Here is a 20,182-nt window from a genome sequence, read left to right as displayed (position 1 = left end):
CGACCTCCGCGCACGGAACCGCCACGATCACCTGTGTGCCGATGACGGAGGACACGAGGCGTGATCACCGGCTGCTGCTGGTCTCGGTGTGGGCCTCGGCCGCGTTCGCCGTCGTCTCCTGCGTGTGGGGGGTCTTCACCGGCTCGTCCATGATCGTCTTCGACGGCCTGTACTCGTTCGCCTCCATCGGTCTGTCGCTGCTCGCGGTGGCCGCGCTGCGGATCTCCCGACGGGGACCCGACGACGCCCACCCGTGGGGACGCGAGGAGGTGGAGCCGGTCGCCGTCGTCGTGAAGGCCCTGGCCCTGGGCGCGCTGTCGGTCTACGCCGTCGTCGGCGGGGTCACCGACCTGCTCGCCGGTGGTCGGGAGGTCGCCACGGGCTGGGCCCTGGCCTACGCCGTCGTCGCGACCCTCGGCGGCACCGTCGTCACCCTCGTACTGCGCCGCGGCGGTCAGGGCGGCCTCGTCCGGGCGGAGGCCGCCGAGTGGCAGGGCGACACGCTGCTCTCGGTCGGGGTCCTCGCCGGGTTCGGGATCGCCGCCGGCCTGGTCGCCGCCGGCCGCGCCGACCTCGCCGCCTACGTCGACCCCGGCATGGTCGTGCTCGTGTCGCTGCTGTTCCTGCGGGTGCCGGCCGGACTGGTGGCGCGCGGGATGCGCGAACTGCTGGCGATGTCGCCGCCCGAGGAGACGATGACCGCCCTGCAGGACGCCGTCGACGCGGTCCGCGAGCGCTACCGGATGCCCGAGGGCCTCGTGCGCGCGTCGCAGGTCGGGTCCCGGGTCGACGTCGAGGTCGACTTCGTGGTCGACGACTCCTCGACGGTGCAGACCGTGGCCGACTGCGACGAGGTGCGCGCCGACCTGCACGACCGACTCGCCGCGCTCGGCCACGAGCGCTCCGTCGTCGTCGCCTTCACGAGAGATCCGAGGTGGGCCCGATGAGCACGACCGACACCGCGACCACAGCAGGACCGCGCGAGGAGATCGTGGTCCACCTGGGCGCGCCCGACGAGCTGCTCGCCGTCGACCCGCTCGCCCCGCTCCACGCGGCCCCCGGCGAGAAGGTGCGCGGGATGCCCGGCGTCGACGAGCTCCTCGGCGAGCTCCTCGGCCGGCCCCGCATCCGTCGGCCACGCCGCGTGGTCCTCACGCTGCCCCCCGCCGCCCTCGCCGACGACGGCGTCGCCGCGCGGCTCGAGGCCGGCCTGCGGCGCTGGTGCGCGGCCCGCACCGAGCGCGTCGAGCGCGAGAGCCGGTCGCTGTGGCGTCAGGGCCTGTGGTCGCTGCGGGGCGGCGTGGCGCTGTTCGTCGTCGGGCTGGTGCTCTCGACGAACTTCCTCGACCCCGACGTCCCGCAGTTCCTGCAGGACGTCCTCGGCAACGGCGTCTTCCTCGTCATCGCCTGGATCGGGCTGTGGTACCCGCTCGACCTGCTGTTCTTCGCCCGCTCCCCCGCCAAGCGGGAGATGCGGGCGCTGGACGTGCTGGCGACGATGCCGGTGGAGGTCCGGCCCCGGGGCTAGGCCCGGCCCTGCTTGGCCCGGATCCGCTGCCGGTTGCGCAGGTGCGAGTCGAGCTCGACCTTGCGGATCCGCACTGCCGAGGGCGTCACCTCGACGCACTCGTCCTCGGCGCAGAACTCCAGCGACTGCTCCAGGGACAGGATCCGCGGCGGGGTCAGCCGCACGAGCTCGTCACCGGTGGACGAGCGCATGTTGGTCAGCTTCTTCTCGCGGACGATGTTGACCTCCATGTCGTCGGCACGCGCGTTCTCGCCGACGATCATGCCCGCGTAGACCTGCGTGGTCGGCCCGACGAAGAGCTCGCCGCGCTCGGAGAGCAGCCCGACCGCGTAGGGCGTCACGGGGCCGGAGCGGTCGGCGATGAGCGAGCCGGTGATCCGCGCGCGCAGCTCGCCGACCCACGGGCCGTAGCCGTCGAAGAGCTGGTTGGCGATGCCGGTGCCGCGGGTCTCGGTGAGGAACTCGGTGCGGAACCCGATGAGCCCGCGCGAGGGCACCCGGAACTCCATGCGCACGTGTCCCGACGACGGCGAGTGCACCATCTCGAGCATCTCGCCCTTGCGGGCGGCGAGGAGCTGGGTGACCGCGCCGAGGTGCTCGTCGGGGACGTCGACCGAGAGCCGCTCGAACGGCTCGTGGAGCTTGCCGTCGACCGTCTTCGTGACGACCTCGGGCTTGCCGACGGTCAGCTCGAAGCCTTCGCGGCGCATCGTCTCGACGAGCACGGCCAGCGCGAGCTCGCCGCGGCCCTGGACCTCCCAGGCGTCCGGGCGCTCGGTGGGCAGCACGCGGATCGACACGTTGCCGACCAGCTCGGCGTCGAGCCGGTTCTTCAGCAGGCGCGCGGTGAGCTTGCTGCCCGGCTTCGGGTCACGGCCGGCCAGCGGCGAGGTGTTGATGCCGATCGTCATCGCGATGGCGGGCTCGTCGACGGTGATCCGCGGGAGCGGGTGCGGGTCGTCCGGGTCGGCGAGGGTGTCGCCGATGGTGACCTCGGCGATCCCGGCGACGGCGACGATGTCGCCGGCCTCGGCCAGCTCCGTCGAGACCCGCTCGAGCGCCTCGGTGCGCAGCAGCTCGGTGATCTTGACGCGGGTGACGCTGCCGTCCTCGCGGCACCAGCCGACCTGCTGGCCCCGGCGCAGGCGCCCGGAGCGGATGCGGCAGAGCGCGATGCGGCCCAGGTAGGAGCTCGCGTCGAGGTTGGTGACGTGCGCCTGGAGCGTGCCCTCGGGGTCGTCCGCGGGCGGCGGCACCTGGGTGAGCAGCAGGTCGAACAGCGGCGTGAGGTCCTCGGAGTCGGGCACCTCGCCGTCGGCGGGCCGCTCCAGGGAGGCCTTGCCGGCGCGGGCGCTGGCGTAGACGACGGGCAGCTCGAGCAGCTCGCCCACCGCGTCGTCGTCGAGACCCAGGTCGGTGGCGAGCTCGAGCAGCAGCTCCAGCGACTCGTCGACGACCTCGGCGGTGCGCGCGTCGGCCCGGTCGGTCTTGTTGACCACGAGGATCACCGGCAGGCGGGCCGCGAGCGCCTTGCGCAGCACGAACCGCGTCTGCGGCAGCGGGCCCTCGGAGGCGTCCACGAGCAGCACGACCCCGTCGACCATCGACAGCCCGCGCTCGACCTCGCCGCCGAAGTCGGCGTGGCCGGGGGTGTCGATGATGTTGAACGTGACGCCGTCGCGGTGCACGGCGGTGTTCTTCGCCAGGATCGTGATGCCCTTCTCGCGCTCGAGGTCGCCCGAGTCCATGACCCGGTCGACGAGTTCGGCGCGCGCGGAGAAGGCTCCCGACTGGCGGAGCATGGCGTCGACGAGGGTGGTCTTGCCGTGGTCGACGTGGGCGACGATCGCGATGTTGCGCAGGTCGGTGCGCAGCGTGCGATCGGCGGACCCGGGCCGCTCGGGTGCGGTCGTGGTCACGTGGAGGGTGCTTCCTGCCGAGGTGATGGTCTCCTCCAGTTTACCGACCGTGATCCGCGGCCCGTGCCGGAGGAGTGCCTCGCCTCGCGTTCGACCGCTCACATCTCGACGGCGTCCGCCAACCGTTCACCGAGGAGCGGCGCCAGTTTCGCGAGGTTCTCGCCCCAGAGGACGTGGACGTTCCCGACGCGGGCGGTGTGCACGCCGTCGGCTCCCCCGGCCGTCGGGGTGCAGGGCAGCTCGCCGACCGGTTCCAAATCCAGCTCGGGGATCCGCTCGGCAACGTGGGCGGTGACGGCCTCGCGGGAGCGGCGCCGGACCTCGTCGAAGGGGTGGTCGGTGGTGGTCAGCTCGTCGGGCAGGTGGCCGCCGATCGCCCAGTGCCCCTCGGGCGTGCGGTGCTGGTAGGTGGACCCGAGCGCCGGTCCGAGGGTGCCGTCGAGGTGGGTGGGCGGGACCGTGCCCGGGGCGGTGCGCAGGCGGAACGAGAACCGCAGGTGGTGGCAGAGCCGGTGCGGGACCTCGATCCCGAGCGGGGCGACGAGCTCCGCCGTGCCCGCGCCCGCCGTCACGACCACCGCGTCGCCGAGGAGCTCGTCGACGTCGACGACGCGGCCCGGCCGCAGGTTCGCGCGCAGCGCCTCGGTGAGCATCCGGCCGGCGCCGGCGAGGTCGAGGGCGCCGCCGCCGGGGTCGACGAGCACCGGGCCGTCGACCTTGCCCAGGAGCCCGGCGGGGGGCTCGCCGACCCGGTGCCCGACCTCCGCGGCCGCCATCGCCTCGGCCCACTGCGGGACCCGCGGCCCGGACACGACGGTGCCCTCGGTCCCCACGAGCGGGCGGCCGGCGCGCTGCGACCACCCCTCCCAGAGGTCCCGCGCCGTCGCCGCCGCCGCGACGAGGGCCGGGTCGCCGTGGGCGAGCCGGAAGATCCGCGACGAGCCGGCGCTGCGGGCGCCCATCGGCCGGTCGGCCTCGAGCACGATGACGTCGTGACCGCGGCGGACGAGCGCGTCCGCCGTCGCGAGCCCGACGATGCCGGCGCCGACGACGGTGACCTTCATGACCCTCCCCGGGTCGGAGTTCCCTGAGCCGGAAATCAGGGTGCACCCCGATGTCGCGGCCCGGCAGCGCGAGCACGCTCGACGTCATGAAGATCGTGGTGTGGGTCCTGGTCGGTATCGGTGCGCTCGTGCTGCTCGGCGGGGTCGTGATCCCGCTCGTGCACTTCCTGCTCGGGGCGCTCGGGTGGGTGATCGCGGGAGCGCTCGTGATCGGCGGCGGCATCTGGCTCGCCAAGCGGGCCGGGTCGCGCGGGGAGGTGGGGTCCTCCGACGAGGCGCAGCGGCTGCCGTGAGCGTGGGCAGGCGCGGCGCGCGGCGGAGATCAGGGAGTCACTGCACGCCCGACGGAGATCCGCTCGACGCACAGTGACTCCCTCGGTGCCGCGCGGAGTCGGTCAGAGGAGCCGTCGCAACATCAGCGGGCGCCAACACGACATCGAGGCATGAGCAGGGAACGCCCGTTCAGCGGATGGCCGTACTCCTACCCCCGTTCGGCACACTCTCTCCGTGACGAGGGCCGCTCCGGCCTCTCGCGGCCGGTCGGGGGGCTGAGCTGATGTCGGACTTTCTCGTGCGCCATCGAGTGACGATCACGTCGAGTGCGGCGGCCGTCGGCGTAGCGCTCGTGGTGTGGGCGTACTTCGTGCCCGACGACTGGGGCCAGAGCGTCCTGGTCAACGTCGGTACGACGCTCCTGCTCGTGGCACCGCTCTTCTATCTCCAGCAGGCCCTCGAACACTCGGTGCGGGAGCTGCGCGTCGGCCTTGCTGATGCGGTCGACGATCTGGCCCGTTCCCGGGAGTCGTCACCCGGCCCGGAGAGGATCGCCGCGATGGACGACGCCCTTGCGCCCCTGATCCACCGGGGCCCTGGACTGCGGCTCACCAACGCAGATGTCGAGGACCTGGTGGCGAGCGGCGACACCGGCCGGGTCGTCGCACTTGCCGCGATGATCGGCCACCCCGAGCTCACGGACCCGGACGTCGTCGTGCAGAGCGTGCTCGACTCCGCGAACGGCAACGAGCAGTACTACGCCCTCCTTGCTGCCCGCTCCGGCTGGAACCGGCTGGGCGACTCGGCACAGGCGGACATCCTGGCGTGCATCCGCGGTGCGGATCAGGCGGCCTGCTACATCCGTGATGATCCCTACCGGGACGCCATAGCGCGCGACCTCGTGTACCTGGCTCGCCAGCCCGCCTCGCGTTGATGCCGCCGGTCAGACGGCCAGCACGATCAGGGAGTCACTGCACGCCCGACGGAGATCCGCTCGACGCACAGTGACTCCCTGGGTGCGCCGACCCTCGGGGCCCGGACCGCGACCACTTCGGAGTGACCGCGTCGCGGCGACTCGGTGGCGGCGCAGCGGGTCGGCGCGCCGCACGGCTCGCCCCCGCCCGCGGTCGATGTCGGTGGCGCGTCGCATCGCCCCGTCGGCGCGGCGCCGCTGAATCCGCGCACCGCCCCCGACGCGGTCGAAGATCAACGCCGGTGTCCGGACGTCCAGTGTCTGCAACGAGGCGTTCCTGACGGTCAGCCCCGCGCCGTCGCCCGATCCGACCCCGACGCGAACACTCCATCCGGGAACGCGCCCGCCGCGAGGATCGTCCGCGTGAGACCTCCGGCCAGCTCCGCGAGCTCGGCGGCGTCGTCGTCGCCCAGCGAGGCGTAGGGCGCCGTCGACAGCCGGTTCGTCTCCGCCTCGGTCCCGTCCCGGAACGCGGCGCCGGCGTCGGTGAGCCCGCCGTCGGCGGTGAGCAGCCCGCGCTCGCGCAGCCGGGCCGACGCCTCCCCCCACTGCTCCGGCGACCAGCCGCGCGTCTTCTGCGCCACCTCCACGACGAACCCCTTCCCGGTGGCCGTGTGCAGGACGAGCGCCTCGAGCCCGGTGACCCCGGCGCCCAGCAGCGCGTGCAGGTGGCCGTCGCCGCGGTACTCGCGCAGCAGCGTCGCGGCGTGCCAGAGCGCCAGGTGCGGCTCGTCGGGCCAGGGGAGGTCGGCGTGCGCGGCGTAGAGCGCGCGGTCCTCCGGGCGGCACGCCTCGGTCGCCCGGCGGGCCAGCACCGACGCGCGCTCGCACCCCCGCGAGGACACCTCGGAGCCGAGCAGCCGGCGCAGCGCCCCGTCGGCGGCCCGCAGCCGGGCGTTGAGCACGTCGGCGGGCGCCGCCGCCGTCCACACCATCGGCACGAAGCGCGCGATCAGCGCTGGGTTGAAGTTGTAGTAGGTCGCCGCCACGACCCCGGGCCCGACCGCGCCCATCGCGGCCGACCGCTGCGCGAAGTACTGCGCCCGCGGGTGCCCGATGCCGAGCTCGCCGAGCTCGGAACCCACCTCCGGCGCGAAGTAGATCATCGAGTGCAGGGGCTCGAGGCGGCGCGCGAGGCGGGACACGGCCGGGGGGTCGATCACAGCGGGCTCCACGCCGCGCACGCTAACGCCTCCCCCAGCCGCCCGCGGGCACACTGGGACGGTGACCCGCTGGCCCGACCGCGCCCCGCTCGGCGGTCTCGCCCCCCGCCGCCGGCTGTTCGTGCTGGTGGTGGCCGCGGCCGTGCTGGCGGTCTCGGCGCTGGTGGCCGTGTCGGTGGCCCGGGAGTACGCCGTCCCACCGAAGGCCGACCCGAACCAGATGGGGCCGGTCGTCCTCGTCCCCGGCTTCGGCGGCAACACCCAGGCGCTGCAGGCGCTCGCGCTGCGGCTGCGCGTCATCGGGCGCCCGGCCGTCGTCGTGACCCTCCCCGACGGCGGGACCGGCGACTTCTCCGGCCAGGCCGCGGCCATCGACGACGCCGTCCGCGACCTCATCCGCCACAACGGGGCCCGCAGCGTCGACCTCGTCGGCTACTCCGCCGGCGGGGTGGCGTCGTGGCTCTACCTGGAGACCGGGACGACCGCCCCGGCGATCCGCCGCCTCGTCACCCTGGGGTCCCCGCTCCAGGGCGCCGACATCGCCGCCGCGGGCGGGGCGCTCGTCCCCGGCGCGTGCCCCCGCGCCTGTCAGGAGCTCGCGCCGGGCAGTGCCCTGCTCACCCGGCTCGACGCCGGCCCGCGCCCGGACATCCCGTGGCTCTCGCTGTGGACCGACCAGGACGACGTCGTCACCCCGCCGCAGTCCGCGGCCCTGCCCGGCGTGCACTCGATCCGGCTCCAGTCGGTGTGCGACGGCATCCTGATCAACCACGGGCAGATCCCGACGGCGGGTCTGACGGACGGGCTGGTGCTGCGGGCGCTGGGGACCAGGCCGCTCCCGGTCCCCGTCCCCGGCGACTGCTCGAAGCTGCAGGCCGAGGGCGTCGGCCGACCGGTGCTGACGGGCACCTCCTAGCCACCCGCGAGGCGTCAGCCCGCCGCGGGCGCGAGTCCCGCGAGGGCGTCGGCGGGCGGCACCACGTAGTAGGCCCCGGTCAGCGCCCGGGTGTAGCGGGTCAGGGCGTCCCGCGGGCCGTCCTTGCCGGCCATCGCGTCGAGCATCGCCGCGAGCGGGCCCTGCTCGGCGCAGAAGCCGACGAACATCGTCCCGTGCGCGGACGTGTCTCCCCACGCGGTGTTGCGCCGGAACACGTGGCCGTAGGTGTCCTGGTCGGTGCGGGCGGCGTGGGCGTCCTCGGGCTTCGGGTCGAGCTCGACGCTGTCGGGCTTGGTCCGGCCGATGACGTCCTCCTGGGTGCCGCGGTCCAGCGCGTCCCACTGCGCGCTGTCGTGCACCCACTTCTGCAGCAGCAGCACCGAGCCGCCCGCGCCCGGCCGGCCGTCGGGGACCGCGACGACGCGGACCGCCTCGGCCGCGGGCGGGTTCTCGGTGCCGTCCTCGAACCCGGTGAGGTCGCGGTCGTGGTGGTGCGACCAGGCGACGGTCTCGTCGGCGAGCGCGGCGACCGGGGCCAGCGTCGACACGGCGTGCGTGGTGGCGTCGAAGACGATCGAGCGGCCGCCGCCGGTCAGCCAGATCCCGACGTCGTGCTGCGTGGCGGGCATGGTGAACCCGTCCGGGCCGACGACGGCCTCGTCGTAGCCGTGCACGACGGGGGCCTCCTCGGGGACCACCGCCGCCCACAGCTCGGGGCGCAGCCCGACGACGAGCCCCGTCGCGCCCGTCGTCTTGACCGTGGCCGCGAGCTCGGCGACCGCCGCGACGAGCGCGGCGTCGTCGGTGCCGGGCCGCCGGTCGAACTCGAGGTAGGCGTGGGACGACGTCCCGAGCGCGAGGATGCCGGACTGGACGATGGCCAAGGTGACCTCCGGTCTCGTGAGCAGTAAGTGCTGTTATAGCGGCACTTTCTGCTCACATGCCGTCAGGCACCTACGTCCTTCGTCGTGAAGTTGGCCCACGCCGCGGCCATGAGCACCACGACGTAGGCGAGCTGCACGAGCACCCCGGCGCGGATGTCGCGCAGGAAGATGGGGTCGCGGAAGAAGTCGATCCAGGCCAGCCAGTAGCGGGTCGGGAGGTAGGGGGTCACCGACGCGGCGGCGTCCAGGGTGACCAGCACCTGCGACGTGATCAGCGCGGCGAGCGCCCCGAGCGTGGCCCCCAGCGAGGACGCCGTCACCGTCGAGAGGAACAGCGCGATCGCCCCGACGCCCAGCATCGAGATCGTGATGTAGCCCATCGCGCCGAGCAGCCGCAGCGCCAGGTCGCCCGGCGAGAGCGGCGCCCCGGACAGGGACGACACCGAGTCCTGCGCCCGGTCGCGGGCCTCGGTCGGGTCGCTCGTGGTGGTCGAGCCGGTGCCCGGCGTCCCCGACGCGGGCGGCGACGCCCCGGGCGCCGCCGGCGCGGCCGCCGCCGGGCCGTTCGCGGTCCCCGACGACCCCGCCGAGCCCGATGAGCCCGCGTCCCCGCTCCCGCCACCGCCCGGCCCGCTGATCTGCGGGATCGCGTTCACGACGGCGACCGGGTCACCCGCCCCGAACAGCGCCACCCCCACGACGTACGACGACCCGGCCACCGCCGCGACCGTCACCACCACGAACACGATGACCGAGACGAGCTTCGCGCCCAGCAGCGCCGTCCGGCGGACCGGGCGCACCAGCAGGTAGCGCAGCGTCCCCGCGCCCGACTCCCCCGCCACCGCGTCCCCGGCGACGACGGCGACCGCGACCGGCAGGAAGATCGGCAGCACCAGCGCGAGCGCCGCGGCCGGGTAGAGCGATCCGGACTGCAGCACCGCGGACAGGAACGCGGCGCCCTGCCCGGGCGGCGGGGCGATCCGGGTCGAGGCCAGGAACGCCGCGACGATCGCGGGCAGCAGGCACAGCAGCCCGATCGTCACCCACGTGCGGGGGCGCCGGAAGAGCTTGCGGAGCTCGACGACGATCACCGGCGGCTCCCGCGGGGGCCCGTGGCACTGTCGTTCCCCGGCCCGGTCAGGTCGACGACGACGTCCTCCAGGCTCACCCGCTCCGGCTCGAGGGCGTCGAGCCGGACGTCGTGGGCGACGAGGTGGCGGGCGAGCCCGCGGGGGCCGTCGCCGTCGGCGGGCACGACGACGAGCCCGCCGTCGTCGGTGCGGTCCACGACCGCCCGGCCGAGGACGGTGAGCGCGCGCTCGACGTCGGGGGTGGTGACGACGATGCGGCCGGTGGCGCGCCGCACGGCGTCGAGCGGCTCCTCGAGCACGAGCCGGCCGTGGTCGACCACCCCGACCCGGGTGCACAGCGCCTCGATCTCGGCGAGCAGGTGGCTGGAGAGGAACACCGTGGTGCCCGCCTCGTTCAGCTCCACCAGCAGCTCGCGGATCTCGCGGATGCCGTGCGGGTCGAGGCCGTTGGTGGGCTCGTCGAGGACCAGCAGCTCGGGCGTGGTCAGCAGGGCGCCCGCGAGCCCCAGGCGCTGGCGCATCCCCAGCGAGTAGGTGCGCACCGGCCGGCGGTCGATGCCGCCGAGCCCGACCCGCTCCAGGGCCTCGCCCACCCGGTGCCGCCGCCCGGCGCGGCGGCCGGGGCCCGAGGCGTCGAGCAGGTCGAGGTTGGCCCGCCCGGACAGGTGGCCGTAGGCGGCCGGGCCCTCGACCATCGCCCCGATCGCGGGCAGCACCTGGTGGACGTGCCGCGGGACCTCGTGGCCGAGCACCCGGATCTCGCCGCGGGTGGCGTAGACGAGCCCGAGCAGCATCCGGACCAGCGTCGTCTTCCCGGAGCCGTTGGGGCCGAGGAAGCCGTAGCGGTCGCCGCGCGCGACGTGCAGGTCGACGTCGTCCACGGCGGTGCGCGACCCGAAGCGCTTGGTCAGCCCGCGGGTCTCGATGACCAGCGGCTCGCCGGCCGCCGGCGCCGCGACCGGGCGCGGACCGGGCCGACGCGGGGCGGGCAGCGGCTCGGCGACACCGGGGACCTCGTCGGCGGCGGCCTCGTGGTGGGCGCTCACCGGGCGCTCCGGGCGACGTCGGTGACGGCGCGGTCGAGCACCGCGTCGGGGACCAGCCCGCCGACCGCCCACGCGCGCCCGCCGACCCGGACGATCGCCAGCTGGAGCAGCGGCGACTGCAGCGCGCCGGCCTGCGCGCTGCCGGCCCGGCCGAGGGCCGCGGACGGGGCCGAGACGGCGATCGTGCGGCTCGCCGACCCCGCGCGGCCGATGTTGGCGAGCAGCGAGGTCGCGAGGTCGGGCGGCAGCGGCACCACCACGAGCTGGGACAGCGAGGTGCCGTACTGGCCGATCGCGGCGAAGCCGCGCTGCGGGCGCTCCCGGCCGACGCCGTCGATCCGGTCGGGCACCGAGGACGGGCTGCCCCGCCCGAGGACACCGAACAGGTCGGAGGTGGGGCTGCGCGTGACCCCCGCGCCCGGACCGGCCCGCGGGACGAACAGGGACGGGTCGGGGCCGGCCTGCTCGAGCTCCAGCATCGTGCTCACGACGACGGGTCCGGCGGCCAGGCGCCCGGCCGCGTCCTTGGTGCGGACCTCCACCGCCACCGGCAGCCCGCTCGCGGGGTCGGCCCACACGTCGAGGGCGCCGACGCTGGTGCGCGGGTCGGCGACCGTGACGCGGAACCCGGCGGCGTCGACCCCGGCGAGGCGCCGCGCGGGCAGGGGCGTCAGGGCGTCGTCGGGCGCGGTGCCGGAGAGCAGGCGGCGGGCCAGCTGCGGGGGCGGGAGGTCGTCGGGCCGCGGCAGGCGCACCGTCGGGTCGCGCCGCACGTAGGTGAGCAGCTGGGCGCCGTAGTCCCACACCGCCTGGCCGGTCGGCAGGACGTAGCGGCTGCGCTCGCCGGTCGGGTAGAGCTGGTCGACCCGGCTGGTGTCCGGGGCGGCATAGAAGACCCGCAGCCGCGAGGTGCCCGAGAGCAGCGTCGTGACGTCGGAGAACTGGGCGACGTCGGGGAGGTTGAGCCCACCGGACGCCTCGGCGTAGCCGCTCCAGGGCACGTCGGCGGACGCGGTGACCCGGTCACGCAGCTGCGCCGGGGTCAGCGCCGGGGCCGGGTCGACCGGCCACGACGCGATGACCACCGGGATCGCGAGGACGAGCGCCAGCACGCCCGCGACGACGGCCCAGCGGCGCCGCCGCACGGCCGCGATCGGCGACGGGCCCGGTGGGGGCGCCGACGGGGGCCGATCGAGAACAGCTGCCACCCGCGCTCCGTTCGTGCCGCCGACGGCCCGCCTGCCCCGGACCTCCCCGTCGAGGGTGCCAGCGCGGACGCGGGAGCGCCGTGAACGCGGCGTGGGGTCTCAGACCGCGGCGCCGCCGCGCAGGCGCGTGCGCAGCAGGCTCGCCACCGTGGTGACCACCAGCACACCCACGATGACCCCCAGCGAGAGCTCGATGCCGATCAACGGCACCGGCACCGGGGCGCCGCCGTTGACGAACGGCACCGTGTTCGTGTGCAGCGCCTCGAGCACCAGCTTGAGGCCGATGAAGCCGAGGATCACCGCCAGGCCGTACTGCAGGTACACCAGCCGCGAGAGCAGGCCGTCGAGCAGGAAGTAGAGCTGGCGCAGCCCCAGCAGCGCGAACGCGTTGGCGGTGAACACGATGTACGCGTCCTTGGTCAGCCCGAGGATCGCGGGGATCGAGTCGAGCGCGAAGAACAGGTCGGTGAGGCCGAGCGCGAGCATCACCATGAGCATCGGGGTGACCATCCGCCGGCCGCCCTGCACGACGGTCAGGCGCTCCCCGTGGAACTCGTCCGTCACGCGCAGGACCCGGCGCAGCGCGCGCACCAGGACGTTCTCGCGGTACTCGCCGTCGTCGTCGCCCCGGAACACCCGCCACGCGGTGAGCAGCAGGAACGCGCCGAAGAGGTAGAACACCCACGAGAACCGGGACACGACGGCCGCCCCGGCGAGGATGAACCCGCCGCGCATCACCAGCGCGACGAGGATGCCGACCAGCAGCACGCGGTGCTGGAACTCCTTGGGCACCGCGAACGCCGTCATGATCAGCAGGAAGACGAACAGGTTGTCGACCGAGAGCGAGTACTCGGTGACGTAGCCCGCGATGAACGCCGTCGCCTCGTGCCGTCCCCCGAACACCATCAGGCCCGCCGCGAACAGCACCGCGAGCCCGACGTAGATCGCCACACCCCGCCAGGCGTCGCGCAGCGTGACCTCACGGGGTCGTCGTCCCGACCACAGGTCGACCGCGAAGATCGCGACCAGGCCGACGAGGGTCAGCCCCCACAGCCAGAACGGTTCGCCGCCGGACGTCGGCAGGCTCGGGGCGGGCAGGGCCGAACCGGGCAGGGGCGGCGGGGGCACGGGGGGCGCTGCGGGGAGCACGAGGCGCACTTCTCCTCCGGTGGGTAGCTCTCATCCACACCGGAGGTCTCTCCCGGCGCCACCGGCCCGGGAACGGGCGGTGGCGCCTGGGCGCCCCGGACATCTTTCCGCTGTCGTGCTGACGAGGCGCCCGCAGGCCGTCTGGGGATACTCCCCTCCGCGGGGCATCATGGCACAGGCGTTCACTACGCGTGTCCCATCCCACCCCCAGCGTGGTCACGGGCCGCTCCGCACGCCGAGCACACCGCGCCGACCTAGGGTTTCGCGGGTGACGCGCCCCCGTGCCCTCGCGGCCGCCGTGGTGTCCCTCGTGGCGCTGCTGCTGCTCGGGGTCCCCGCCGCCCCGGCCGCGTCCGCCCAGGACTCCGGGGGCACGCGCGAACAGGCCCTGCGCATCGACGTCCGCGACGGGCCGGGCCGCACCCAGCCGCAGTCGCTGGACGCCACGCTCTACCTGCCCGCGCGCACCCCGGCCCCGGCGGTGCTGCTCGCGCACGGGTTCGGGCAGACGAAGGACTCGGTGGCCGACGAGGCTCGCTCGTTCGCCGCCCGCGGGTACGTGGTGCTCGCCTGGTCGGCGCGGGGCTTCGGGGCGAGCACCGGGCAGATCGCGCTCGACAGCCCGGACTACGAGGTCGCCGACGCCTCCCAGCTCGTCGACTGGCTCGCCACCCGCCCCGAGGTCCGCCTCGACGGCCCCGGCGACCCGCGCGTCGGGGTCACCGGCGGCTCCTACGGCGGGGCGCTGTCCCTGCTGCTCGCGGCCTACGACCACCGCGTCGACGCCACCGTCCCGCTGATCACCTGGAACGACCTCGGCCAGGCGCTGTTCCCGAACGACGGGTCCGCGACCCCGGTGAGCGCGGGGACCCCCGCCCCCGGCGCGGGCGGCGCCGACGGGGTGTTCAAGCGCTCCTGGGCCTCGCTGTTCTTCGGGATCGGGCAGAACGCGCCCCGGCAGGGTCCCGACGTGTGCGGCCGGTTCCTCCCCGAGGTCTGCGCGGGCTACGTCGACGCGGTGCGCACCGGGCGCGAACCGCCGGCGCTCGCCGCGTTCCTCGCGCGCGCCTCCCCCGCGTCGGTGGCCTCCCGCATCACCGCCCCGACGCTGCTCGTGCAGGGCGAGAACGACACCCTCTTCGGGCTGGACCAGGCCGACGCCACCGCCCGGCAGATCGCGGCCGGGGGCGGCACCGTCGCCGTCGCCTGGTTCAACGGCGGGCACGACGGCGGGTCCCCGGACCAGCGCACGAACGCGCGGATCGCGGGGTGGCTGGACCACTACCTGCAGGGCGTCGGATCGGTGCCGCCCACCACCTTCACCTACGTGCTGCCCTCCGGGGTGCGCAGCCGCGCCACGCCCACGTCGCGGCTCGCGACCGCCCCCGCCTACCCCGGCCTGTCCGGCGCCGCGCCCACCCCGCGGACGTCGCTGCCGCTCTCGGGGGCCGCGCAGACCGTGGTCTCCCCCGCCGGCGGGGTGCCGGGGTCGATCTCGAGCGTGCCGGGGCTGACCGCGCTCGCGGGGGGCGCGGCCGGCTCCTCGGGGTCGTCGGGATCGTCCGGGTCCTCGGGATCCTCCGGGTCGGGGTCCGGCGGTGCGTCGGCGCTGCTCGGCCGGCTGGCCTCCGACCTGCCCGGCCAGGCCGCCACCTTCACCACCGATCCGATGGCCACCCGCACCGTCGTCTCGGGCTCGCCGCAGGTCCGCGTGACGGTGGCCGCGCCCCCGACGGCGACGCAGCCCGGCGTCACGAGCCCGACGACGTCGCCGGTGCTCTTCGGCAAGGTCTACGACGTCGCGCCCGGGCAGAACGGCGCCCCGCCCACCCGGACGCTGCTGGGCTCGGCCGTCGCGCCGGTGCGCCTGCCCGCGCTGCCCGGCGACGGGTCGCCGGTCGCGGTGACGGTGACGCTGCCCGGCGTCGTCGCCACGGTCGCGGCCGGGCACCGGCTCGAGGTCGCGCTCGCGACGACCGACCAGGGCTTCGCGTCCCCGCCCGACCCGGCCGTCTACCGCGTGGACCTCGACCGCTCGGTCCCGGCGGCGCTCTCGCTGCCCTCCGTGGCCGGCACCGAGACGGGCGGGACCAGCGTGCCGCTCGGGCCGGTCGTCGCGATCGGGCTGCTGCTGGCGGCCGTCGTCGTGGCGGTGGTCGTCGGGCGGCTGGTGGCCGCCCGCCGTCGTCGTCGGGACCTCGAACCCGGCGGCGACCTCGCGGTGGACCCGGAGCTCGTCGACGTCCCGCTGGTGGTGCGCGACCTCGCGAAGACCTACCGCAACGGGTTCGTGGCGGTCCGCGACGTGTCCTTCCGCGTCGAGCGCGGGCAGGTGCTCGGGCTGCTCGGCCCCAACGGGGCGGGGAAGACGACGACGCTGCGGATGCTCATGGGCCTCGTCCGCCCGACCGCGGGCGAGCTGCGGGTGTTCGGGGTGCGGGTGGTGCCGGGGGCGCCGGTGCTGGGGCGGCTCGGGTCGTTCGTCGAGGGCCCCGGGTTCCTGCCGCACCTGTCCGGCCGGTCCAACCTGGAGCTGTACTGGGCCGCGACCGGGCGGCCGCTGCCCGAGGCCCGGATGGACGAGGCGATGGAGATCGCGGGGCTGGGGACGGCGATCGACCGGGTGGTGAAGACCTACTCGCAGGGGATGCGCCAGCGGTTGGCGATCGCCCAGGCGATGCTGGGGATGCCCGACCTGCTGGTGCTCGACGAGCCGACCAACGGGCTCGACCCGCCGCAGATCCACGCGATGCGGGAGGTGCTGCGGCGGTACGCGGCGGAGAGCCCGGACGGTGGGTCACGCAGGACCGTCCTGGTGTCGAGCCACCTGCTGGCCGAGGTCGAGCAGACCTGCAGCCACGTCGTCGTCATGCACCACGGCGAGGTGGTGGCCACCGGCGAGGTGGCGGAGCTGGTCGCCGGCGGGCAGCTGGCGGTCACGGTGCCGCCGGCGCAGCGGGACCGGGCGGTGGCGGTGGTCGCCGCCGGTGAGCACGCCGCCGAGGCCGACCGCGAGCGCGACGACGTCGTCGTGGTCGACGTGGGCCGCGACGCCGGGCCCGCCGAGCGCTCCGCGGTGGTGCGGGCGCTGGTGGACGCCGGGATCGACGTCGTCGGGGTCGGGCCGCGGCGCCGCCTGGAAGACGCGTTCCTGGCGCTGATCGGGGAGGAAGGGGGCCCGTCGTGAGCCTGCAGGACCACCGGCTCGGGCCGCGGCTCGCGTCGCCCGGGGCGACGCTGCCGGTGCGGGTCGAGCTGCTGCGCCAGCTGCGGCGCCGTCGGACGCATATCACGCTCGGGCTCGCCGTCGTGCTCCCGTTCGTGCTGTGGATCGCGTTCTCCGTCGGGCGGTCCTCGCCACCGGGGCAGGCCGGGGTGTCGCTGACCGACCTGGCGCAGACCTCGGGGCCGAACTTCACCGCGTTCGCGCTGTTCTCCTCGGCGAGCTTCCTGTTCGTGGTGCTCGTGGCGCTGTTCTTCGGCGACACCGTCGCGAGCGAGGCGTCGTGGTCCTCGCTGCGCTACCTGCTCGCGATCCCCGTGCCGCGGGTGCGGCTGCTGCGCCAGAAGGTGATCGTCGCCGGCATCCTGTCGGCCGCGGCGCTCGTCGTGCTGCCGCTGGTGTCGCTGGCGCTCGGGACGCTGGTCTACGGCGACGGGGCGTACAGCTCGCCGACCGGGGAGACGCTGCCCTACGGCGCGGCGATCGTGCGGCTGCTGCTCTGCGTGGTCTACCTCGCGCTGTACCTGGCGTGGGTCGCGGGGGTCTCGACGCTGCTCTCGGTGGCCACCGACGCGCCGCTCGGCGCCGTCGGCGGGGCGGTCCTGATCTCGATCCTGTCGCAGATCCTCGACTCGATCGACGCGCTCGGCTCGGTCCGCGACGCGCTGCCGACCCACTACGCCTTCGCCTGGTCGGACCTGCTCACGGTCGACGTCGACGCGACCGACGTGGTGCGCGGCGTGCTGGCCGGTCTGGTGTGGGCGACGGCGTTCGGGGTGACGGCCGTGTGGTGGTTCCGGCGGAAGGACATCTCCTAGGTGGCCTTCGGCCTCGTGAGCACTAAAGGTCGGTATAGCGACACTTAGTGCTCACGAGGGCCGAAGGCCCACATAGGCGCCCTCCACCCGGAACCGCAGCCCGGGGTCCGCGTACTGCTCCAGCGCGTGCGCGATCCATCCGACGGTGCGCGCCACGGCGAAGATCGCCTCCCCCGCCTCGGCGCGGAGGCCGTACACGCGCTGCACCGCCGCCATGGCCAGGTCGACGTTCGGGAAGACGCCCGGCCGGCCCGCCACCGCCGCCGCCAGCCGCTCGACGACGGCCGCCTCCTCGCTGCCCGGGATCAGCGCCAGCAGGACCGCCGCGCGCGGATCGCGCTCGCGGTAGATCGAGTGCCCGAAGCCCGGCAGCCGCTCCCCGGCGCGCAGCCGCTCGGCCACCGCGGCCTCGGGATCGCGCAGCGCCTCGCCGAGGAACCGGTGCGCCGCGGTGCTCGCCGTCCCGTGCACCGGCCCGTCGAGGGCGCCCAGCCCCGCCGACACCACCGCGTACGGATGGGCCCGCGCGCTCGCCGCCACCCGCGCGGCCATCGTGGAGGCCGCGAGCCCGTGGTCGGCGAGCAGCACCAGGGCGGTCCGCAGCACCTCCGGCGGCTCGGGTGTCGTCGGGTCGTCGGCGAGCGCCGGCCACAGCCCACCCTCGCCCAGGGCACCGACCATCCCCCGCCAGCACCGCATCGCGGTCGCGACGACGGCCGCGGGCTCGAGGTCGAACCGCCACGGGTCGAGGGCGGCGAGGGTGGCGACGGCGACCCGGAGCCGGTCGGTGGGGCGCGGTCGCCCGGGCAGGTGCGCCACGATCTCCCGGACCGGCTCGACGACGCCCCCGAGGTCCGGCTCGTCGATGCCGGCGTCGCGGTCGCCGAGCCAGAGCAGCGCGGCGACGCGCTCGGGGGTCTCGGTCCGCGCGAGGTCGGTCGCGCGGAGCCCGCGGTAGTACACCTCGTCGTCGGCCAGGAGCGTGAGCCGCGTCGTGATCGTCTCCGCGACGCCGGTCGGGCGCCGGGTGGCGCCCCGGGTCGCGACGAGGGCCTCGACCTCGGCGGCGTCGAAGGTGCTGGCCCGGCCGCCGGTGCCGCGCTCGGAGGTGAGCAGGCCGCGGCTCACGTAGGCGTAGAGCGTCTCCGCCTTCACCCCGAGACGCGCCGCCGCCTCCGCCGTCGTCATCCGGCTCGACCGTCGTGGCACGAGGTTGACTGTATCAAGATTGACTGCATTGATCGGCTGCGCGCATCGTCGGGCCATGACCATCGACACCGTCCCCGCCGGCCTGCGCGGGGTGGCCGTCAGCGACACCGCCATCGGGGACGTCCTCGGGACCGAGGGCTACTACCACTACCGGGGTCGCTCGGCGGTCGAGCTGGCCCGCACCGCCACGTTCGACGACGCCGCCGCGCTCGTCCTCGACGGCGAGCTCCCCGACGACGTCGGCCGGGCGCGGTTCCGCGCCGAGCTCGCGGACCGCCGTGAGCTCCCCGCCGCCGTGCACGCCGTGCTCCCCACCCTCGCGACGGCGGGCACCGAGTTCGCCGCGCTCGCCGGGCTCCGGGCCGCCCTGTCCACGCTGGGCGCCGCCGACGGCTTCGCGCCGACCTGGGGCGCCGCCCCGCGGGACCGGCGGGCCGACGCGCTGCGGGTCGTCGCCGCGACCCCGACGATCCTCGCCGCCCTCCACCGGTTGCGGCACGGCCTGGAGCCGGTGGCGCCCCGCGACGACCTGCACGGCGGCGCCGCCTGGCTCCACCTGCTCACCGGCTCCGAGCCCGAGCCGCAGGCCGCGGCCGCCGTCGAGCGCTACCTCGTCGCCACCATCGACCACGGGTTCAACGCCTCGACCTTCACGGCGCGGGTGGCGGCCTCGGCCGGCACCGACGTGGCGTCCGCGGTCGTCGCGGCACTCGGCACGTTCGCCGGCCCGCTGCACGGCGGAGCGCCCGACCGCGCCCTGGAGGCGGTCGACGAGATCGGCTCGCCGGAGCGGGTCGACGACTACGTCCGCGCCAAGCTCGCGGCCGGCGACCGGATCATGGGCTTCGGGCACGCGGTGTACCGCACCGCCGACCCCCGCGCGGGCCTGCTGCGCGAGGTGGCGCGGGAGCTGCGGGACCGGCCGGGCGGGGAGATCGTCGGGCTCGCCGAGACCGTGCAGGAGCGCACCGAGGCCCTGCTCGCCGAGTACCGGCCCGGGCGCGACCTGCGGGTCAACGTCGAGTTCTGGGCGGGCGTGGTGATGCTGCTCGCCGGCATCCCGCGGGAGATGTTCACGCCGACGTTCGCGGTGAGCCGGGTCGTGGGGTGGTGCGCGCACGTGCTGGAGCAGGCGGGCTCGTCGACGATCATCCGGCCTTCGGCGCGCTACGTGGGTCCGTCGCCGTCGTAGGGACCGTCCATCCCCCGCGCGAGGGGAACCCTCGTGCCACTAGAGCGACCGGATGTTCCCCTCGCGCACCGCGCTGATCGCGGCGAGGGGAAGATGTCGCCGCTCTAGGCACCCGAGGGTTCCCCTCGTGCGACGAAGGACCGCAGCCCCCGGAACGCGCCGTTCGCCGCTTCCAACCCGCCGATCCTGCCCGCCCGCGGGCAGGAAACTGGCCCGAATCGTCGCCGCCGGGCAGGCTCGCCGTCATGGACCCCGAGCTCGTCGCCCACGTCGCGACGTCGACGGGTCTGCCCGGACCGGTCGCCGCGCGGGTGGTGGCCGACGTCGTCGCGTACTTCTCCGAGACCACCGAGGAGTACGTGCGCCGGCGCCACCGGGAGCTGCAGGCCCGCGAGAAGCGCAACGCCGAGATCTGGACCGTGATCGCCGACGAGCTCACCCGGCGACCCGTCGCGTCCGGACCGGTCAGCGAGCGGCGCCTGCGACGCATCGTCTACGGCTGAAG

General features: G+C 75.2%; 18 protein-coding genes. 9 read left to right on the top strand and 9 right to left on the bottom strand.

Annotation, left to right across the window (positions count from 1 at the left end):
* Positions 1–41: 41 nt before the first annotated feature.
* Both HH311_RS07290 and HH311_RS07285 read left to right on the top strand, forming a co-directional pair.
* Complete coding sequence (locus tag HH311_RS07290) at positions 42–947, top strand: cation diffusion facilitator family transporter (protein ID WP_211189829.1); 906 nt, start codon at positions 42–44, stop codon at positions 945–947.
* The gene (locus HH311_RS07285) at positions 944–1,528 is read left to right on the top strand and encodes a hypothetical protein (protein WP_169182953.1); all 585 of its coding nucleotides are present in this window, start codon (positions 944–946) and stop codon (positions 1,526–1,528) included. The genes HH311_RS07290 and HH311_RS07285 overlap by 4 nt, the downstream gene beginning before the upstream one ends.
* Here HH311_RS07285 and typA read toward each other — a convergent pair.
* Together typA and HH311_RS07275 are read right to left on the bottom strand one after the other, a co-directional pair.
* Positions 1,525–3,447: a translational GTPase TypA gene (typA, locus tag HH311_RS07280; protein ID WP_169182952.1), complete on the bottom strand. Its 1,923-nt coding sequence runs from the start codon at positions 3,445–3,447 to the stop codon at positions 1,525–1,527. The genes HH311_RS07285 and typA overlap by 4 nt on opposite strands.
* A gap of 98 nt (positions 3,448–3,545) precedes the next feature.
* The gene (locus HH311_RS07275) at positions 3,546–4,511 is read right to left on the bottom strand and encodes an FAD-binding oxidoreductase (RefSeq protein WP_169182951.1); all 966 of its coding nucleotides are present in this window, start codon (positions 4,509–4,511) and stop codon (positions 3,546–3,548) included.
* Positions 4,512–4,561: 50 nt separating this feature from the next.
* On the opposite strand from HH311_RS07275, the gene HH311_RS07270 reads away from it, so the two are divergent.
* Together HH311_RS07270 and HH311_RS07265 are read left to right on the top strand one after the other, a co-directional pair.
* Entirely contained in the window at positions 4,562–4,804 is a 243-nt protein-coding gene (locus HH311_RS07270; RefSeq protein ID WP_169182950.1) for a hypothetical protein, read from the top strand.
* A 263-nt stretch (positions 4,805–5,067) separates the two neighbouring features.
* Entirely contained in the window at positions 5,068–5,718 is a 651-nt protein-coding gene (locus HH311_RS07265; protein ID WP_169182949.1) for a hypothetical protein, read from the top strand.
* A 323-nt stretch (positions 5,719–6,041) separates the two neighbouring features.
* Here HH311_RS07265 and HH311_RS07260 read toward each other — a convergent pair whose 3' ends face one another.
* Complete coding sequence (locus HH311_RS07260) at positions 6,042–6,932, bottom strand: SCO6745 family protein (RefSeq protein WP_396027426.1); 891 nt, start codon at positions 6,930–6,932, stop codon at positions 6,042–6,044.
* A 49-nt stretch (positions 6,933–6,981) separates the two neighbouring features.
* Between HH311_RS07260 and HH311_RS07255 the strand changes: the two genes are divergently transcribed.
* A complete protein-coding gene (locus tag HH311_RS07255; protein WP_312029987.1) occupies positions 6,982–7,836 on the top strand; it encodes an alpha/beta hydrolase in 855 nt (284 codons plus the stop codon).
* Positions 7,837–7,850: 14 nt separating this feature from the next.
* Here HH311_RS07255 and HH311_RS07250 read toward each other — a convergent pair whose 3' ends face one another.
* The 5 genes from HH311_RS07250 to HH311_RS07230 all read right to left on the bottom strand — a co-directional run bounded on the left by HH311_RS07250 (position 7,851) and on the right by HH311_RS07230 (position 13,235).
* Positions 7,851–8,741, bottom strand: coding sequence for a Dyp-type peroxidase (locus tag HH311_RS07250; protein ID WP_169182948.1), 891 nt, complete (start codon positions 8,739–8,741; stop codon positions 7,851–7,853).
* A gap of 62 nt (positions 8,742–8,803) precedes the next feature.
* Positions 8,804–9,832, bottom strand: coding sequence for an ABC transporter permease (locus HH311_RS07245; protein ID WP_169182947.1), 1,029 nt, complete (start codon positions 9,830–9,832; stop codon positions 8,804–8,806).
* Positions 9,829–10,764, bottom strand: a complete 936-nt coding sequence (locus HH311_RS07240; protein WP_169183107.1) for an ABC transporter ATP-binding protein — start codon at positions 10,762–10,764, stop codon at positions 9,829–9,831. The genes HH311_RS07245 and HH311_RS07240 overlap by 4 nt, the downstream gene beginning before the upstream one ends.
* Positions 10,765–10,874: 110 nt before the next feature.
* Entirely contained in the window at positions 10,875–12,086 is a 1,212-nt protein-coding gene (locus HH311_RS07235; protein WP_169182946.1) for a hypothetical protein, read from the bottom strand.
* Between the two features lie 99 nt (positions 12,087–12,185).
* The gene (locus HH311_RS07230) at positions 12,186–13,235 is read right to left on the bottom strand and encodes a TerC/Alx family metal homeostasis membrane protein (RefSeq protein WP_312029985.1); all 1,050 of its coding nucleotides are present in this window, start codon (positions 13,233–13,235) and stop codon (positions 12,186–12,188) included.
* 268 nt (positions 13,236–13,503) lie between these two features.
* Here HH311_RS07230 and HH311_RS07225 point away from each other — a divergent pair, with 268 nt between their 5' ends.
* Together HH311_RS07225 and HH311_RS07220 are read left to right on the top strand one after the other, a co-directional pair.
* On the top strand, positions 13,504–16,422 hold the full coding sequence (locus HH311_RS07225) for an alpha/beta fold hydrolase (protein ID WP_312029984.1): 2,919 nt from the start codon (positions 13,504–13,506) through the stop codon (positions 16,420–16,422).
* Complete coding sequence (locus HH311_RS07220) at positions 16,419–17,276, top strand: ABC transporter permease subunit (protein WP_169182944.1); 858 nt, start codon at positions 16,419–16,421, stop codon at positions 17,274–17,276. The genes HH311_RS07225 and HH311_RS07220 overlap by 4 nt, the downstream gene beginning before the upstream one ends.
* Before the next feature lie 51 nt (positions 17,277–17,327).
* Here the strand turns inward: HH311_RS07220 and HH311_RS07215 are convergent, their stop codons facing one another.
* Entirely contained in the window at positions 17,328–18,464 is a 1,137-nt protein-coding gene (locus tag HH311_RS07215) for a citrate/2-methylcitrate synthase (protein ID WP_211189771.1), read from the bottom strand.
* A 76-nt stretch (positions 18,465–18,540) separates the two neighbouring features.
* Between HH311_RS07215 and HH311_RS07210 the strand changes: the two genes are divergently transcribed.
* Both HH311_RS07210 and HH311_RS07205 read left to right on the top strand, forming a co-directional pair.
* Positions 18,541–19,677, top strand: coding sequence for a citrate/2-methylcitrate synthase (locus HH311_RS07210; RefSeq protein WP_169182942.1), 1,137 nt, complete (start codon positions 18,541–18,543; stop codon positions 19,675–19,677).
* A 245-nt stretch (positions 19,678–19,922) separates the two neighbouring features.
* Positions 19,923–20,180 (top strand): hypothetical protein, encoded by a 258-nt coding sequence (locus HH311_RS07205; RefSeq protein ID WP_169182941.1) that lies wholly within the window; start codon positions 19,923–19,925, stop codon positions 20,178–20,180.
* Positions 20,181–20,182 lie beyond the last annotated feature (2 nt).

It is taken from the genome of Actinomycetospora sp. TBRC 11914 (assembly GCF_012933465.1).
In the GTDB taxonomy this organism is placed as follows: Bacteria; Actinomycetota; Actinomycetes; order Mycobacteriales; family Pseudonocardiaceae; genus Actinomycetospora.
This window is presented reverse-complemented; position numbering and strand designations above follow the sequence as displayed.